A 14,950-nucleotide genomic window follows, 5' to 3' on the forward strand; every position below is an offset into this window, starting at 1 on the left:
TATCAATCAGGCACGGTATAGCGTGAAGCCGGCAAGGCTACAGAATAACCCGCCGTTGCAAAAGATCATTCTGACCTGTGCCCTGTGGCCAGCGCTCTATCTGTGGGAGCAAGGCTTGCCCGCGAAGCTGGCGCCTCGATTTCTGAAAAACCGCATGGCCTTCATCGCGAGCAAGCCTTGCTCTCACAGCCGCGTCAACCTGACTGAAATGTAATCACTTCGCGTTCCCGCCTGTGTCATCTTTCTTTCAACCCTGCACACGGACGCCCCTGTGCTCGCTGCAAATCGACTGACGGACTTCAAACGGCATGCAATCAAATACTTCCCGGCGAACCTTCGTAAAAGGCCTGACTGCCGGCGGCATCCTGGCTGGCCTGGGCTTGTGGCGCGCGCCCGTCTGGGCGGTCACCAGCCCCGGCCAACCCAATGTACTGACGGGCACCGAGTTCGACCTGTTCATCGGCGAAAGCCCGGTCAACTTCACCGGCAATCCGCGCATCGCCCAGACCATCAACGGCGGCATCCCCGGCCCGCTGCTGCGCTGGCGTGAGGGTGACACCGTGACCCTGCGGGTGCGCAACCGTTTGAAAGATCCAACCTCCATCCACTGGCACGGCATTCTGCTGCCGGCCAACATGGACGGCGTGCCGGGGTTGAGCTTCAAGGGCATCGAGCCCGATGGCATGTACGTCTATCAATTCAAGGTCCGGCAAAACGGTACTTACTGGTACCACAGTCATTCCGGCTTCCAGGAACAGTCCGGGGTCTACGGCCCACTGGTGATCGACGCCAAGGAGCCCGAGCCCTTCCAGTACGAGCGCGACTACGTGGTGATGCTCACCGACTGGACCGACGAAGACCCCGCCGATGTCATCCGCAAGCTCAAGAAGCAATCGGACTACTACAACTACAACAAACGCACCGTCGGTGATTTCATTGACGATGTCGGCAAGAACGGCTGGGCCGCCACCGTGGCCGATCGCAAGATGTGGGCCGAAATGAAGATGAACCCCACCGACCTGGCCGACATCAGTGGCGCCACCTACACCTACCTCATGAACGGCCAGACGCCGGACATGAACTGGACCGGTCTGTTCAAACCCGGCGAACGCCTTCGCCTGCGCTTGATCAATGGCTCGTCCATGACCTATTTCGACGTGCGCATCCCCGGCCTGAAAATGACCGTGGTGGCGTCCGACGGACAGTACGTCAAACCGGTGAGCGTCGATGAGCTGCGCATCGCCGTGGCCGAAACTTATGACGTTATCGTCGAGCCAAGCGAAGAAGCCTATACGCTGTTTGCCCAATCGATGGATCGCACCGGCTACGCCTGCGGCACCCTGGCGACCCGTTCCGGTCTTTCGGCAACGGTGCCGCCGCTGGATCCACGGCCACTGGTCACCATGGACGACATGGGCATGGGTGGTATGGATCACGGATCGATGCAAGGCATGGCGGGCATGGCGGGCATGGATCACAGCCAGATGGCGGGGATGGACCACGGCTCCATGCAAGGCATGGACGACGGGCTGTCCCATCCAGACTCCGAAAAAGACAATCCGCTGGTGGACATGCAGGCCATGAGCGTCAGCCCCAAGCTCGACGACCCGGGCATGGGCCTGCGCAACAACGGTCGCAAGGTCCTCACCTACTCGGACCTGCGCAGCACGTTCCCCGACCCCGACGGGCGTGAACCGGGCCGCACCCTCGAACTGCACCTGACCGGCCACATGGAGAAATTCAGCTGGTCGTTCAATGGCGTGAAGTTCTCCGATGCCGCACCGCTGCTGCTCAAGTACGGCGAGCGCCTGCGCATCGTGCTGATCAACGACACCATGATGACTCACCCCATCCACCTGCACGGTATGTGGAGCGATCTGGAGGACGAGAATGGCCAGTTCATGGTGCGTAAACACACCATCGATGTGCCGCCGGGCTCCAAACGCAGTTACCGGGTCACCGCCGACGCCCTCGGACGCTGGGCATATCACTGCCACTTGCTGTTCCACATGGAGATGGGGATGTTCCGTGAAGTTCGGGTGCAGGAATGAGGAGCCGACCATGACCACTATTTTTCACTACCCCCTGGCACTTTTTGCCAGCCTCACCCTGGGCGCCACTGGCTCGGCCTGGGCCGCGAGCGATGCCATGCAAGGCATGGATCACAGCCAGATGCAGGGGATGGACCATAGCCAGATGCAAGGCATGGACTCGATGCAGGGTATGGAACCGATGCAATCGGCCCCCACCAGCAGCCGCACGTCGATTCCCGAGCTGACCGACGCCGACCGCGCCGCCGTCTACGAAGACCATGGCGGCCATGCCGTGCATGACAGCGCCATCCATTCATTCTTGCTCATCGACCAATTGGAATGGCAAGACGCCGATGATGGCAGTGCCCTGAGCTGGGACGCCTCGGGCTGGATCGGCGGCGACATCGATCGCTTGTGGCTGCGCTCCGAAGGCGAACGCACCAACGGCAAGACCGAGGAAGCCGAACTCCAGGCCCTGTGGGGGCATGCCGTCAGCCCCTGGTGGGACGTGGTCGCCGGCGTGCGCCAGGATTTCAAGCCGGGCGACCCGCAAACCTGGGCCGCCTTCGGTGTACAGGGCATGGCGCTGTATAACTTTGAAGCCGAGGCCACCGCGTTCATCGGCGAAGGCGGTCAGAGTGCGGTGCGCCTGGAAGGCGACTACGACATCCTGCTGACCAATCGTCTGATCCTGCAACCCACCGCCGAAGCCAACTTTTACGGCAAGAACGATCCCGATCGCGGTGTCGGCTCCGGGCTGTCGGACACTGAAGTGGGTGTGCGGCTGCGCTACGAAATCCGCCGTGAGTTCGCCCCTTATATCGGCGTCACCTGGAACCGCGTCTACGGCAACACTGCCGACTACGCCCGGGAAGAGAACGAAGACCGCAGCGAGGCACGCCTGGTGCTGGGCGTGCGCATGTGGTTCTGAGGGTGTTTGTAATCGCAGTCAACTAAAAAACTAGAAACCTGAGCTGTAGGAGTCCTTGCATGTCATTTATCAGAACCGCTGTAGTCACCGTCGCGCTGTCCACAGGCCTGTTAATCAGTGGCCTGGCCCAAGCGCACCCAAAGCTGCTTTCCTCCACGCCCGCCGAAGGTGCTGAAGGTGCGGCGCCGGCAAAGATCGAACTGCATTTTTCCGAGAACCTGATGACCAAGTTCTCCGGCGCCAAGCTGGTCATGACCGGGATGCCCGGCATGTCGGCGCACTCGCCCATGCCCATGAAGGCCAAGGTCTCCGGCAGCGATGACCCCAAAACCATGGTCATTACCCCGAACGCTCCGCTCACCACCGGCACCTACCAGGTCCAGTGGCGCGCGGTGTCGTCCGATACTCACCCGATTACCGGCAATGTCACGTTCAAGGTGAAGTGACTTGAGCGCCTCGATCAACATTGACCTGCTCAACATTGTTCTGCGCTTGGCCCTGTACCTGGATCTGATGGTGTTGTTCGGCCTGGCCGCGTTCGGTCTGTATAGCTTGCGCGGTCCAGAGCGGATCTCGGGCGTGGTGGTGCACTTCAAAGCACTTGTGCTGACCACAGCGCTGTTTGGCGTGCTGTTGTCGGTGGCCGCCATGCTGTGCATGGCCTGGGCCATGAGCGGCGTCACCGACTGGAACGAGCTGTTGCCGCACATTGAAATGATGGTGTTCGAGACCGACGTGGGTGTGAGCTGGCGTGTTCGGATCGCGGCGCTGTTGCTGGCGACAATTGCTGTGGCCCTGAACCACCCGGCACCGACCGTCAGCTTGTGGCTGGTCACCCTCAGCGGTGCCGTGGCCCTGGCGACACTGGCCTGGGCCGGGCATGGCGCCATGGACGAAGGCCTGCGCCGTAACTGGCACTTCATCACCGATTTTCTGCACCTGTGGGCGGCGGGCGGCTGGGTGGGCGCCCTGACTGCGTTTGCCCTGCTACTTCGCCGTGCTGAACACCGGCTGCCGGTCCTGGCGCGAACCCTGACCGGGTTTGAAACAGCCGGGGCGGTGATTGTGGTGGTGATCAGTGTGACAGGGGTGGTGAACTATCTGTTCATCGTCGGTCCTCGCGTCGACGGGCTGCTGGATAGCACCTATGGTCAATTGCTGGCGCTTAAAGTCGTGTTGTTCGCGGCGATGCTGGTGTTTGCCGCGCTGAATCGTTTTCATCTGAGCCCGTTGCTGGAACAGGCTCGGCAGACCGGGGAGCACAGCGTGGCGGTCAATGCCCTGCGGCGCAGCATGGCTCTGGAATTGTCCGTGGCGGTGGTAATACTGGCGTTGGTGGCATGGCTCGGGACGTTGAGTCCGGCGATGGAATAGCACGACTGACTCCGCTGAACAGGGGTTTGGAGTGCACCTGATTTTTAAATACCCCCCACCAGATTTCAGTTTGCCCCACCCCTCACATCCCAGCCTAAATGGAGCTTTATCCAGCAAGGCTCTGTTATGGAAAACGTTCGAACTTCAAGCACCCACGCCGTCTGGCTGATGGTCAGCGTGGTGTTGGTGGCACTGAACCTGCGCCCCTCTATGGCGGCGGTCGGGCCATTGTTATCAGCCATTCGCGGCGAGGTGCCGCTGAGTTTCAGCACCGCTTCGTTACTGACCATGTTGCCGGTCATGGCCATGGGCCTGGCGATGTTCTTGGGCATGCGCATTGCCCTGCGCATCGGTGAGCACCGCACCATTGTGCTGTCGCTGCTGATCATCGGCATCGCCACGGCATCGCGCCTGTACCTGGACAGCGCCGCCGAGCTGATTGTCAGTGCGGTGCTGGCGGGGATCGGTATCGCCCTGATCCAGGCCGTGATGCCGGCACTGATCAAATCGCGCTTCGCCGACAATGTCTCGTTGTTCATGGGCCTGTACGTCACGTCCATCATGGGCGGCGCGGCACTTGCGGCGTCGTTTTCACCGTTCGTCCTGGCGCAGACCGGCAGCTGGCGTATCGGCCTGGCGATCTGGGCACTGCTGGCGTTGATCGCCCTGGGCTGCTGGTACGCCCAGCGCGCGGCCGTCACGCCTTTGCCCGCAGCCCCGGCGCAGCGCCAGGAATCGTTTTTCAGCAATTCGCGGGCCTGGCTGCTAGCGATCTTCTTCGGCCTCGGCACCGCCTCCTACACCTGCGTGCTGGCGTGGCTGGCGCCGTATTACGTGGAAAAAGGCTGGAGCGAACAGCACGCCGGCCTGCTGCTGGGGTTCCTCACCGCGATGGAAGTATTGTCCGGCCTCGTCACCCCGGCGATTGCCAACCGCAGCCAGGATAAGCGCCTGGTCCTGGCGGTTTTGCTGGCCCTGATCATCGCGGGGTTCTGCGGCCTGATCCTCAGCCCGGACCGCTTCAGCCTGTTGTGGCCTTGCCTGCTGGGGCTGGGCATTGGCGGTCTGTTCCCGATGAGCCTGATCGTATCCCTCGATCACTTGGACAACCCACGTCGGGCCGGTGGTCTGACGGCGTTCGTGCAAGGTATCGGCTACCTGATCGCCGGCCTCTCGCCGTTGATTGCCGGGATGATCCGCGATCAGTTGGGCAGCTTCGAATGGGCCTGGTGGTCGCTCACCGCGGTCATGGCGCTGATGATCGTGATGGTCCTGCGCTTCAATCCCAAACACTACGCGCGACATATCAGCTAGTGGCGTCAAAGGGCTGCAGTTGACTGCGGCCCTGTTTTTCACACTCACCATGACAGCCGGCCGATTTGTCCCTCATGACGTTCCGGTATTTGAAAGCAGGAATAGAACCTTGATGAAAAACGTCGGTTTCGCAGCCGCTCACTGGGGCATGCTCATCTGGGCAATCCTGATCGCAGCGTCGTTCTTTGCCGCGGCGCAGGTCAGTCAGTCAATCGATCCGATCCTGCTCACCGGCTTGCGACTGCTGTTTTCCGCCCTGATGTTCCTGCCGCTCTTACTGCTGAAAAACACCTCGCCGGTCTCCGGCAAAGGCCTGCTGGCCCATGCCGTACTTGGCCTGTTGCTGGCAACGTACTTCGGTTCGTTGTTCGAAGCGTTGCGCTACACCTCGGCGGTCAATACCGCGACGCTGTACACGCTGGTGCCGTTGATGACCTTGTTGTTCGAGGTATTTCTGCTGCCCAACCCAAGCCTCAAGACCCGCCTGCTGCCGATGTCGACCGCAGCGATCGGCGCAGTGTTGCTGACCCTCAAGGGCTCGGCCCCGGGACAATTGCCGGCGCTCTATCCCGTGCTGGTTTTCGGCGCCGGTTGCCTGGCGATGGCGCTGTATTCCCCCCTCAGCCAACGGTTCAAGGTCCGCGCGCTGAAAGGCCGCGACCCGGTGACGATGACGTTCTGGAACATGCTGTTCGGGGCGCTGTTTCTGCTGGTGTTTTGCCTGTTCAGCGGCGGCTGGCGCAGCGCTCTGCAGTTGTCGACGCTGGACATCGGCTGGCTGATGTACCTGGCCGTGTTCGGCACCCTCGCCACTTTCTGGCTGTTGCACCGGGCAATTGGGGTAATCGCGCCGTCCACGGTGGTTTCCTATGTCTACCTCAGCACCCTGTTCGTGACCGTACTGCACTGGTTCTGGCTCAGGCAGCAACCGCTGATGATCGAGATCCTCGGTGCTGCCCTGGTGGGTATCGGCATGCTGGCACTGGTGCTCAGCAGCCGAAACACCAGAACCGTCACGGCTTGAGGGCGGTCAGTACGTCGATGCCGGACGGGGCGTAACCGGACTCCAGCGCTCCAGCTCACGCTCCAGGAAAGCAGCCACTGCCAACAACCGTTCTTCCTGCCAATGAGGCCCGACAATCTGGATGCCGATGGGCATCCCGGTAGTCGGGTCCGTTCCGGCGCGGATCACTACTGCCGGGGAACCGCTGAGGCTGAACGGGAACACGAAGGCATACCGGTCGCGATCCTCCAGGGACTCCCCGTGACGGAACGCGACGTCCGGAAATACCGGGCAGATGAACAGGTCATGCTGCTTGAAGAATTTCGCCAACTCATAGCGAAACGTATCGATCATGATCCAGTCGCGTTTGACCTCATCCACGGTCAACTCCACCGCCTCGCTCATGTCCAGCAATTGAGCGATGGCCGGGGTAAAACGTCGCTTGTTCATGGACTCGAACAATTGCCGCCAACCGCGACCGGCGTCAGCGCCGGTGATGAACACCCGCCACAGCACATCACAGGCCTCATCGAGCATCGGCGGCGCGACCGTGCTCACCTCGGCCACCACCGGACCCAGGCATCGTTCGACGTGCTGCAATACCTGGCTCACCGCCGCGCTGACCGGCGGGCGGCTCGACGCCGAGAACAGCGCCACCCGCAGGTTGGCCAGCGGCTCGCTGGCGGTGAACGGTACATCGACGGTGTCCGGATCTTGCCCATCGGCACCGCTGATCAATTGGCCGAGCAGCGCCAGGTCATCGACATAGCGGCCCATCACGCCAAAGGCCGAGGTCATGTGGAACAGCCCGGAACGGTCATTGGGAAACTGGCCGGTCAGCGGCACCCGCCCCTGGGTCAGTTTCAAGCCGCAGATGCCATTGAAGTGCGCCGGTATCCGCACACTGCCACATGCATCGGACGCCAGCCCGGCCGGGGAACACCCGGCAGCGATCGCCGCTGCCTCACCGCCGCTGCTGCCGCCGGCGGAGCGTTGCAAGTCGTGGGGGTTCAGGGTCCGGCCGTAGACCAGGTTTTCGGTTTCGAAGGCCATGCACAGCTCAGGCACATTGCTGATGCCCAGAATGATCGCCCCGGCCTGTCGAAGCCGGGCAACGGCCGTTGCGTCCTGCTCGCTGGGTTCGCCCAACAGCTCCCCCAGCCCTCGGGACATCTTGAAACCACGCACATGCAGGACATCCTTGATGGTGATGGGAATGCCATGCAGCGGGCCACTGATCTGGCCAACGCGCGCCATCTCGTCAGCCTCGCGAGCCTGGCGCCGCAGTTCCCCGACTGGCGCCAGCTGGATCAGTGCGTTGATGTGCCGGTTACGCTCAGCGATGCGTTGCAGGTAAAACTCCAGCAACGTGACGCTGGTCAGCACGCCACGGCGCAGCAGACCGGCCATTTCCCGCAGGGTCAGCGTATCGGGGTTGAACAGGCTCATGACGCCTCCTTGCTGCGCAGCCACTTGTTGGGCAACAGATACATGTTGCGCACCACCAGGGAAAACGCTTTCACCGCCAGCGCCGGGCGCCGATCGATGGCTTGCAGGGACTCTTCGATCATCGCCAGGACATGCTGCAAGGCTTCGGGCGTGATATTCAGCGGCGGATAAAAACGCAACACCGGGCGTTCGGCCTTTTCATTCATGGAATGCCCGGCGTGGACGCCACGCTTGCCCAGCTCCATGCTCATCAGCGCCTCATAGACCGAACCACGCAGGCGCAGGCCCGTCATCAGGCCGACGCCCGGCACATCCTCGATGATGTGCGGATAACGCAAGGCCAGCCGTTGCAGACCGTGGCGCAGCAACCCACCGTTGACCCGCGACAGCTCCACCAGGTTGTGTTGCTCGATGTAGTCGATGGCCGCGAGCGCCGAGGCACACGCTAGCGGATGCCCGCCATTGGTTCGCGTGTCGGGCTCGATTTCGCTGAGTGGATACTGGGTGGCCAGGCGCCGGCTGTACATGGCGCAAGCGAACGAGGTGTAGCCGCCGGTCAGGCCCTTGGAGAGGATCATGATGTCAGGCACCACGTCGTCATATTGCACGGCGAACCATTTGCCGCATCGGCCGAAACCGGTCTGGATTTCATCTGCCACCAGCAGCGTGCCCGTGGCGTCGCACAAGGCGCGAAGGTTGGCCATGTAGCCCACCGGGGGCACCTGCAGATGAGCGCCGCCCAGAATCGGCTCGACGTACACCGCACAGACACCCTCGCCCACGGCCTTTTGCAGGGCGGCGAAATCGCCGTAGGGGACACAGGTCACTTCGGGGCAAGCGATGCCATAACTGCTGTGGTGCTGTTGCTGGCCCAGAATGCTCATCGCCGCCAAAGTCTTGCCATGATAAGAGCCGCTCATCACGACGATCCTGCGCCGCTGAGGCTGGATCCGCAGCACATAACGCAGACTCTGCTCGACGGCCTCGGCACCCGAGACCATGAATTGCACGTCGCCCCATTCTCCCGGCACCAGTTGGCAAAGCCGCTCGGACAGCTTGTCTTGAAGCGGATGGCGCCGGCCTTCCGGGACCCAGGCCAACTGATTCAATTGCGCCTGCACCTGCTCACGCACCGTCGGGTTGCGATGCCCGACGATAAACACCCCGTAGCTGCACGCGCAGTCAATGAAGCGCTTGCCGGTGTGATCGGTGACATGGATGCCATCGGTCTGCTGTTCTACGCTGGTCTTGCCCAGGCGATACAGCTTGGCCGCCGAGGCGCTCCAGTGCCGCTGGCAATCATCCAGCAGTTGTTCATGCGGCCTGAGTAAGGACATGGCTTAGCGTCTCCTTGATGAGGTGGGCGGCACGTTGAATCTGTTCGGGGCGTGCAGTGATCGGGCAGCGCAAGATCAATTCGCGGCCCCGGGGTGGGCTGATATAAACGCCTTGCTGGTAAAGCGCTTCGCACAGCAGGGACGGCTGCAGATCATCGGCCAGCGGCAGGCTGACCCAGCCACCCACAGCCACCGCTCCGAATGGCGCCAGGGTTTGCACCAGCCGCTGACCGTTCTCCAGACAATGCAGAGGCGAGTCGTGGGCCTGCACATAATCCAGGGCTGCCAGGGCCGCTACACACGCCATCGGATTACCAGCGGTGGTGCTGCCGTGTTTGGCCGGACTGCTGCGCCCATAGACCTGCCAGGCCATGCGCTCGCTGCAGGTATAGGTGCCGATGGGAATCGCGCTGCCCCCCAAGGGGCCCCCAAGCACGACAATGTCCGGGACAGGACGATAACGCTGGAAACCGAACAGCGTCCCCAGGCTACCGAGGCAACTGTGGGTGTCGACCGCGATGACCGGCGCGCAAGCCTGTGCTGCGCGGGCATGCAATTGCTCGAGCAGTGCAGCATCGAGCAGTTGCAATCGGCCGCTGGCATCCACGCGGGTGTTGCTGTGGCACACCGCGAAACAATCGCTCCAGTCCACCGTGTCCAGGTCAGCGAGATGCCGAATCGCCACTCGCTTGAACCCTAGAAAACTCTGCACGGCCAGATCATCTTGCGCGGCGCTGAGGCAACGTCCGTAGGTCAGCGCGCCATAATCACCCCCCTGGATGAACACGATGGTGTTGCCCTTGGGCTTGAGGCCCTTGCACAACTTCAATGCGCCCTCGAACGCCTCATCCCCGGAGCTGCACACATAAGAGTTGACGAGCGGCGCAGGCAGCAGCTCGGCCAGGCGTCGGCACAAGGCAATAAGCGGTTGGGACATCAGCACCCGGTTGGATAACCCCATGATGTCCGCTTGGCGACTGACCGCCTCGATCACCGGCGGCACCTGGAAACCGAACCCGCCGCTCAGGTCGATAATCTGCCGGCCATCGCCATCGAGATAACTCTCGTACTGTCCGCTGACAATGTATTTGTTGTTGTTCGTCATGATGAGTCTCAGCGATAGCTCAAGGCGTTGAAGATGCGTCGACGTTCGTCGACGATGGTTTCACGACCGTGCATGACCCGACGGTTGTCGATCATCACCACGTCGTGATCGCGCCAGCCAACCGGGCAGGTGTACTGGGCGGACACTTCGGCAATTTCCCGCAGAAACCCGGCAGGAATCGGCTGCCCCCCCACGGTGTCGATCACCGGAGCTTCGTAGTTGAAGGAAGGTCCCAGGATGCTGTTGGCGAAGGCCGGACGCTGGCTGAACGCGGACGTGAGGATCGCCGGGGTGCTGAAGGCGTAGTGAATGGAGTCATCAGCCGGGTTGAAGGAAATAGCCGTCTGCGGGTCCTCCCCGATGATTTGCCACAGGTCCTCGATTTCGACGGCCGCCGGGTCCGACAACGCTGGCGAATAGTGGCAAACCAAGCGACGCCACTTTTCCCCCGCAACGGTACGGCTGTAGCGGATAGGGTTTTCTTCAAAAAAACTGCGGCAGGCTGGAGACAGTTTCGCCAACACCTTCTCACCGTCACACAACGTCGTTTGCGACCCCTTGCGTGGTGCTTCCTGACAATAGAACCAGGTCATGTCCGGCCAGAACGGCGAGTTACCGTTTTCGCAGTGCAGGCCAACCGCCTGATGTCCCGCGTCCACCAACTGTGCCGCGCCGCCCACCATGACGCGGGCCGGATCCAGGCTCAGCCGCGAACTGTTTTGTTTGACGTAGGCGCTGAAATCTTCGGCGCTGTGGATACAGTTACGAAACAGCACGACCCCGTAATGGCCCAGCAGCTCATACAGCTCGCTCTTGCCCAGGCTGGCGAAGTGGTGCGACTCGACGATAGAGATGTCCGCGGTTTCAAAGTGAAAGGCAGGCGTGGTCATTGGATGCAGTCCCTTGCAGAGTGGAAAAAACAGTGGCGATGTCGGCGCGTTTTGGCCGGCCGGTAACGGTGTAAAGCTGCTCGATCAACGGGTCGTCCTGGGTCAACAACCAGAGTCGGCTGGGTCTTTCGATGTCGGAAAAACGCCGGGCGGACCAGGCCACCAGCTCATCGCGCGCGGGGGCCGACTCGACACACAGCAACGCCACCAGGCCATGGTGCTCATCGAAAAACACTGCGGCATCGTTGACGCCGGGGTATTTGCGATACTCCAGCTCAACCTGTTCAGGGCTGACGTTGCGCCCGTTGGGCAGGCAGATCACGTTCTTCTTACGCCCGTGCACATAGAGGTAGCCATCGTCGTCCAGCATGCCCAGGTCTCCAGTGTCCATCCAGCCATCGGCAGACATGGAGCAGGCACTGGGGTCCGTGCCGGAATAGCCACTGAACAGTGAGCTGCTCTTGACCTCAATGGTCTGGTCGGCGCCGATACGCACCTGGACATGGGGCAAGGGTTTGCCCACGCTGCCCAGGCGCTGCTGTTCGAAGGTGTTCATGCTGACCACCGAGGCGTTCTCGGACAGGCCGTAGCCTTGGTACACAGCAATGCCCCGTTCTTCCAGTCCGCGCAGTACATCGATGCTGACCGCCGCACCGCCACAGGTAATATGCGCACCCGATTGCAGATAGCGCGCCAGTCTCTCGCCCTGCTCGCCGCCCTCGTCCATTTGTTCCAGGAAGCGGTTGACCATCACCGGCGGCACTGTCAGGGCCGTTGGCTGGACCTGCAGGATCCACTCGACCAGACGCTGTGGCGAAGCTCCAGGCTCGCCGAGCAATGCTTCGTTCGGTGGCAAGAAATGCACGGTTCCGCCCGCCAGCAACGGTAGATAGGCGGCAGTCACCTGTTCGAGCAGCAAACTCAAGGGCACCAGCGACAGGTAACGGCGATGAGCATCGGCGGGCATACGTTGACGCAGCGATGCCAGCACGGCGCCGACCGCCTGGGTACTCAACTGCACGCCCTTCGGGCGACTGGTCGTGCCCGAGGTGTGAATGATTTTGCAGATCCAGTCTTCATCACCGTCGGGCGTATGCAACAAAGGCTGTTCGATGACCGGCTCGCTGATGTGGCGCAAACGGCTTTCAGGGAAATTCAACTTCCATCGCTGCGCCAGTGTCCGCTGCCCGGCGGCATCCACTACAAACCCGTCGCAACGCTCGGCCAGGTGCTCCGCCTGAGCCTGGCTGAAAGCCAATGGCAACGGTAACGCGGTAATCCCGGCAAACAGGCAAGCAAGATCGGCCACCAGCCAGTCGCTGCTGTTACGCGTGGCAATTCCCAAAACCACATGATCGCCATGGGCCGGGCTGGGAAAACGCCGTTGCAGTTCGGCGGCCAGATTGAGGGCACGATGTTCCAGCTCGCCATAGGTCAATGCCACCGGCTCGCCGCCCGACGCCGACCAATCCACCGCGCAGACAGCCTGGCGATTGTCTTGCAACGCGCTTTGCAAGTGATGGATAAATCCGCCGCTCATGGCTGCGCCCTCGCCAGTGAATCGCCAGGCAGTTGGGTGAACGAGGTATTGAGCGTCATGGCCGCGAAACGCGAGCGCTGCGGGTCTACCCGGATGAACCCGGTGACAGGCAATTTGGAGTAATAAGTCCCCCAGTTCTTGCCACCCTCCTCGCCCAGGCGCGCAGGGTCTGCTGTCAGCAGCGGCTCGAAATCGATTTGGCAACTTTCCATCATTTGCCGAACGCGGGGTGTCACCGTACACAACAAGTAATGCCCACCCATGCACCAGGACAACAGGGGAATCATGTTGACCAGAATCATGCCGGCCGTCAGGTGATGGGAGATCAGGTTGCCGATCTCGACAATGTTTGAGCGGTCGATGGTTTTCTCCAGGCGCTGGGACAAAATCACTTCTATCGGTTGCGCCAGGTATTGCTCGGAAAACAGTGTGCGGTGGTCCGCGAATGTAATACCGGCACAGGCAAGAATACGGTCTGACGGATCCTGGGTGACCGCAAAGTATTGTGGATTCGGTTCAACCGACGCCGAATAAGAACGGCGAAATTTCTCTTTCACTACTTCAGTGGCTTGCACCCATAACGGTGTCTTAGTTTCTGCGACGCGAATTTGCATATCGTCCTCCTCCGTCCTTGTGCAGGATTTCTATAAAAAGCGAGGCGAGCATATTTAAGAAAATTCCCACAAGCCATTTAAAAAATAAATGCCTTCCGCTAATATATAAATAAACCCCTTTGTCATAAAAACAAGGGACGCTAGCTGATGGATTGCGCCGAGAAGGATCTTATGCTCAATAGTAATTTGCTTAGAAAGCTGGACATGCAGGACCTGATGGTGTTTGTCGCGGTGTATGAGCAAAGCAGCGTCACCGAGGTGTCCGAGACCCTTTGTGTGAGCCAGTCAACCGTGAGCTACTGCCTGAAGAAGCTGCGCACAAGTTTCGAAGATGAGTTATTCATCAATACCCGTAGTGGCATGCGGCCCACGAACAAAGCCACGGCCATGTACAGCCATGTACTCAACATCCTCAAGACCATAAATATATGCCACTCCGGCATTCAAACATTCGACCCCACGCAGAAAGAAATAACATTCAATATTTGCGCCCCGGAGTATTTCGAACTTCTTATACTTCCCCAGCTAGTGAAACGATTCATTGGCAGCCGTTTCCCCGTCATCATTAACATCACGAAATTTCACAAAGACATTCCGGTTGACGAATTGATGGAGGGTCGATTCGACCTGGTTGTTTGTTTTGGCCCCAACTTTCATCGCGGCGCGAAGGGGTTGCGCTCGCAAGTATTACTGGAAGATGAACTGGTCTGCGTGGTCGATAAAGACTTTTCACTGCCCAGGGAGGAATTTGATCTGGAGGCGTTCGTCGCCTGCCAGCATGTTTTTCCGACGCCCTGGACCTCCGACACCAACATGGTGGACGGCTGGCTCGCCCGGCAAGGCTACAACCGACAGATTGTCGCTCGGGCCAACAGCTACGTGGCAGCACTGAATATGATTCCGGGAACCGACTTCATCCTGACGTTGCCTCGGCGTATCCAGGCGTTGACCTGCGATGAAGGCAAATACAGCCATCGCAGGCCACCAGTGGGCTTACCGAACTTTACGCTGGATATGATGTGGAGCGAGAAACCCGGCCAGGACAACGCCAACATCTGGTTTCGCGAACAGATCGTGAAGGTATGCGCCGAGGACGGCTTGCTTTAACAACCCAGGGAACCACTCGAATCGTCGGGTGGTTCCGGTTTTCAAGCGGCGAGTTTTCTACAGGCAAAAAAAAATCCGGAAATCCTCACTTTCGTGGGCCTTCCAGACTTTTAAAACTGCTAAAAATGGTGGGTCGTGTGGGATTCGAACCTACGACCAATTGGTTAAAAGCCAACTGCTCTACCAACTGAGCTAACGACCCGCTGTGTGGTGGCGCGTATAATACTGATTTCTAAGGACTATTCAACACCTA

The 14,950-nt window shown here is 60.4% G+C and carries 13 protein-coding genes and 1 tRNA gene; 7 read left to right on the plus strand and 7 right to left on the minus strand.

Going from position 1 to position 14,950, the window contains the following annotated elements; all coding sequences use genetic code 11:
* The first annotated feature begins 308 nt into the window (after window positions 1-308).
* The 6 genes from T3A99_RS02030 (at window position 309) to T3A99_RS02055 (ending at window position 6,676) form a co-directional block, all read left to right on the plus strand.
* Window positions 309-2,051 carry a copper resistance system multicopper oxidase gene (locus T3A99_RS02030; protein WP_274089931.1) on the plus strand — a complete coding sequence of 581 codons (1,743 nt, stop codon included), beginning with the start codon at window positions 309-311 and terminating at the stop codon, window positions 2,049-2,051.
* A gap of 10 nt (window positions 2,052-2,061) precedes the next feature.
* Window positions 2,062-2,964: a copper resistance protein B gene (locus T3A99_RS02035; RefSeq protein WP_274089932.1), complete on the plus strand. Its 903-nt coding sequence runs from the start codon at window positions 2,062-2,064 to the stop codon at window positions 2,962-2,964.
* Window positions 2,965-3,023: 59 nt separating this feature from the next.
* Window positions 3,024-3,410 carry a copper homeostasis periplasmic binding protein CopC gene (gene copC / locus T3A99_RS02040; RefSeq protein WP_047227052.1) on the plus strand — a complete coding sequence of 129 codons (387 nt, stop codon included), beginning with the start codon at window positions 3,024-3,026 and terminating at the stop codon, window positions 3,408-3,410.
* Between the two features lies 1 nt (window position 3,411).
* Window positions 3,412-4,338: a copper homeostasis membrane protein CopD gene (copD, locus tag T3A99_RS02045; RefSeq protein ID WP_274089933.1), complete on the plus strand. Its 927-nt coding sequence runs from the start codon at window positions 3,412-3,414 to the stop codon at window positions 4,336-4,338.
* Window positions 4,339-4,464: 126 nt separating this feature from the next.
* A complete protein-coding gene (locus T3A99_RS02050; protein ID WP_274089934.1) occupies window positions 4,465-5,652 on the plus strand; it encodes a cyanate transporter in 1,188 nt (395 codons plus the stop codon).
* Window positions 5,653-5,764: 112 nt separating this feature from the next.
* The gene (locus T3A99_RS02055; protein WP_047227054.1) at window positions 5,765-6,676 is read left to right on the plus strand and encodes a DMT family transporter; all 912 of its coding nucleotides are present in this window, start codon (window positions 5,765-5,767) and stop codon (window positions 6,674-6,676) included.
* 6 nt (window positions 6,677-6,682) lie between these two features.
* On the opposite strand, the gene T3A99_RS02060 is transcribed toward T3A99_RS02055, so the two are convergent.
* From T3A99_RS02060 to T3A99_RS02085, 6 genes are read right to left on the minus strand one after another with little or no spacing between them, the layout of a single operon-like run.
* A complete protein-coding gene (locus T3A99_RS02060) occupies window positions 6,683-8,104 on the minus strand; it encodes an amidase (RefSeq protein WP_274089935.1) in 1,422 nt (473 codons plus the stop codon).
* Window positions 8,101-9,441, minus strand: a complete 1,341-nt coding sequence (locus T3A99_RS02065) for an aspartate aminotransferase family protein (RefSeq protein WP_107321977.1) — start codon at window positions 9,439-9,441, stop codon at window positions 8,101-8,103. The genes T3A99_RS02060 and T3A99_RS02065 overlap by 4 nt, the downstream gene beginning before the upstream one ends.
* Window positions 9,419-10,546: an aminotransferase class III-fold pyridoxal phosphate-dependent enzyme gene (locus tag T3A99_RS02070; protein WP_274089936.1), complete on the minus strand. Its 1,128-nt coding sequence runs from the start codon at window positions 10,544-10,546 to the stop codon at window positions 9,419-9,421. Before T3A99_RS02070 ends, T3A99_RS02065 begins: the two co-directional genes overlap by 23 nt.
* An 8-nt stretch (window positions 10,547-10,554) precedes the next feature.
* Window positions 10,555-11,436, minus strand: a complete 882-nt coding sequence (locus T3A99_RS02075; protein ID WP_322833879.1) for a TauD/TfdA family dioxygenase — start codon at window positions 11,434-11,436, stop codon at window positions 10,555-10,557.
* Window positions 11,411-12,976 carry an AMP-binding protein gene (locus tag T3A99_RS02080; RefSeq protein WP_274089938.1) on the minus strand — a complete coding sequence of 522 codons (1,566 nt, stop codon included), beginning with the start codon at window positions 12,974-12,976 and terminating at the stop codon, window positions 11,411-11,413. The genes T3A99_RS02075 and T3A99_RS02080 overlap by 26 nt, the downstream gene beginning before the upstream one ends.
* Window positions 12,973-13,590 carry a thermostable hemolysin gene (locus tag T3A99_RS02085; protein WP_047227059.1) on the minus strand — a complete coding sequence of 206 codons (618 nt, stop codon included), beginning with the start codon at window positions 13,588-13,590 and terminating at the stop codon, window positions 12,973-12,975. The genes T3A99_RS02080 and T3A99_RS02085 overlap by 4 nt, the downstream gene beginning before the upstream one ends.
* Window positions 13,591-13,761: 171 nt before the next feature.
* Here T3A99_RS02085 and T3A99_RS02090 point away from each other — a divergent pair, with 171 nt between their 5' ends.
* Entirely contained in the window at window positions 13,762-14,697 is a 936-nt protein-coding gene (locus T3A99_RS02090; RefSeq protein WP_047227126.1) for a LysR family transcriptional regulator, read from the plus strand.
* Between the two features lie 126 nt (window positions 14,698-14,823).
* On the opposite strand, the gene T3A99_RS02095 is transcribed toward T3A99_RS02090, so the two are convergent.
* Window positions 14,824-14,899, minus strand: a tRNA-Lys gene (locus tag T3A99_RS02095).
* Between the last annotated feature and the right edge of the window lie 51 nt (window positions 14,900-14,950).

Source organism: Pseudomonas sp. N-137 (genome assembly GCF_034555295.1).
In the GTDB taxonomy this organism is placed as follows: domain Bacteria; phylum Pseudomonadota; class Gammaproteobacteria; order Pseudomonadales; family Pseudomonadaceae; genus Aquipseudomonas; species Aquipseudomonas rhizophila.

What these genes read in the sequence shown, in the direction of transcription:
- T3A99_RS02030 (WP_274089931.1), top strand. Translation starts at nt 309, where the DNA reads ATGCAATCAAATACTTCCCGGCGAACCTTCGTAAAAGGCCTGACTGCC.
- T3A99_RS02035 (WP_274089932.1), top strand. Translation starts at nt 2,062, where the DNA reads ATGACCACTATTTTTCACTACCCCCTGGCACTTTTTGCCAGCCTCACC.
- copC (WP_047227052.1), top strand. Translation starts at nt 3,024, where the DNA reads ATGTCATTTATCAGAACCGCTGTAGTCACCGTCGCGCTGTCCACAGGC.
- T3A99_RS02050 (WP_274089934.1), top strand. Translation starts at nt 4,465, where the DNA reads ATGGAAAACGTTCGAACTTCAAGCACCCACGCCGTCTGGCTGATGGTC.
- T3A99_RS02055 (WP_047227054.1), top strand. Translation starts at nt 5,765, where the DNA reads ATGAAAAACGTCGGTTTCGCAGCCGCTCACTGGGGCATGCTCATCTGG.
- T3A99_RS02060 (WP_274089935.1), bottom strand. Translation starts at nt 8,104, where the DNA reads ATGAGCCTGTTCAACCCCGATACGCTGACCCTGCGGGAAATGGCCGGT.
- T3A99_RS02065 (WP_107321977.1), bottom strand. Translation starts at nt 9,441, where the DNA reads ATGTCCTTACTCAGGCCGCATGAACAACTGCTGGATGATTGCCAGCGG.
- T3A99_RS02070 (WP_274089936.1), bottom strand. Translation starts at nt 10,546, where the DNA reads ATGACGAACAACAACAAATACATTGTCAGCGGACAGTACGAGAGTTAT.
- T3A99_RS02075 (WP_322833879.1), bottom strand. Translation starts at nt 11,436, where the DNA reads ATGACCACGCCTGCCTTTCACTTTGAAACCGCGGACATCTCTATCGTC.
- T3A99_RS02080 (WP_274089938.1), bottom strand. Translation starts at nt 12,976, where the DNA reads ATGAGCGGCGGATTTATCCATCACTTGCAAAGCGCGTTGCAAGACAAT.
- T3A99_RS02085 (WP_047227059.1), bottom strand. Translation starts at nt 13,590, where the DNA reads ATGCAAATTCGCGTCGCAGAAACTAAGACACCGTTATGGGTGCAAGCC.
- T3A99_RS02090 (WP_047227126.1), top strand. Translation starts at nt 13,762, where the DNA reads ATGCTCAATAGTAATTTGCTTAGAAAGCTGGACATGCAGGACCTGATG.